Source organism: Oleiphilus sp. HI0086 (assembly GCF_001635225.1).
The window spans coordinates 1-1,262 of record NZ_LWFZ01000991.1; the positions used below are offsets into that span (position 1 = coordinate 1).

A 1,262-nucleotide genomic window follows, 5' to 3' on the forward strand; every position below is an offset into this window, starting at 1 on the left:
CAATAACGTTTGCCGGTTTGGCAAATAAACGCGCTAACAATAAGCGATTCGTTTCACCACCGGACAAGGCGGTGATAGGTGAGCGAGCACGCTCTGCTGTAAATAGAAAGTCATTGAGATAACTCATTACGTGACGGGACTTGCCATCCATTTCAACAAAGTCATGGCCATCGGCAACATTATCAAAAACTGTTTTAGTAAAATCCAGTCCACCTCGAAGCTGATCGAAATAAGCAACTTCCAGTTTACTCCCCAAACGTACAGACCCACTTGTTGGCTTTAACTGGTCAAGCAATACCTTCAATAAAGTCGTCTTACCGGCACCATTTGCTCCAATTAAGCCTATCCTGTCGCCTCGCATCACTGTTAATGAAAAATCATCAATAACCTTACGTCCCGAATCAAATGCAAGCGACACATGCTCGGCTTCTGCCACCAGCTTTCCTGACTTCTCCGCTTCGGCTATTTTTATTTCAGCCTTACCTTGCTGATTGACTCTTTGCTTACGCTCATCTCGCATGGCCTTTAAGGCCCTGACACGCCCTTCGTTTCGAGTACGCCTTGCTTTAATCCCCTGGCGAATCCAAACTTCTTCTTCAGACAAGCGCTTGTCAAACAAAGCATTTTGACGTTCTTCTTCCTCAAGCAAACGCTGTTTCTCTTTCAGGTAGTCGCTATAGCCTCCGTTAAAAGCTGTGATATTTCCCCTGTCCAACTCGATAATATTGGAGGCCAAAGCCTTAATAAACGCTCTATCGTGACTGACAAACAATAACGCGCCACGATATTCTGCTAAGCGGGCTTCCAGCCATTTGATAGTTTCGATGTCCAGATGGTTAGTCGGCTCATCTAGTAAAAGCAGGTCGGGTTCATTGATTAAGGCTCGGGCAAGCATTACCCGCCGCCGCCAACCGCCGGATAAGTCTTTCATCTGCATCGATTCATGCAAACCAAAACGCTTAAGCATGCTGGCGATCCGAGTATCAAAATCCCAGCCATTTAATGACTCGATTCTGTCTTGCAGCTTCTCTAACTTTTGCAGGTCTGCAGCTTCATCCTGACTATTGATCAGATGGTGATACTCACTTAAGACCTGACCAATTTCCGGTAGGCCTTCAGCAACGACATCAAAAACGTTACGTTCATCAGCATCGGGCATGGATTGAGGCAAAGCCCCTACTTTAAGACCCTTTTGAAAATTTATGACACCGGAGTCCGGATCACTACTTTTCATTAGCAATGACATTAATGAAGACTTTCCC

Annotated in this window: 1 protein-coding gene; it reads right to left on the reverse strand. The window is 45.6% G+C overall.

The window, feature by feature from the left end; all coding sequences use genetic code 11:
- Window positions 1–1,246, reverse strand: a 1,246-nt coding sequence (locus A3756_RS17950) for an ATP-binding cassette domain-containing protein (RefSeq protein ID WP_231875564.1), incomplete at its 3' end; no start/stop codon positions are given.
- Window positions 1,247–1,262: the final 16 nt, after the last annotated feature.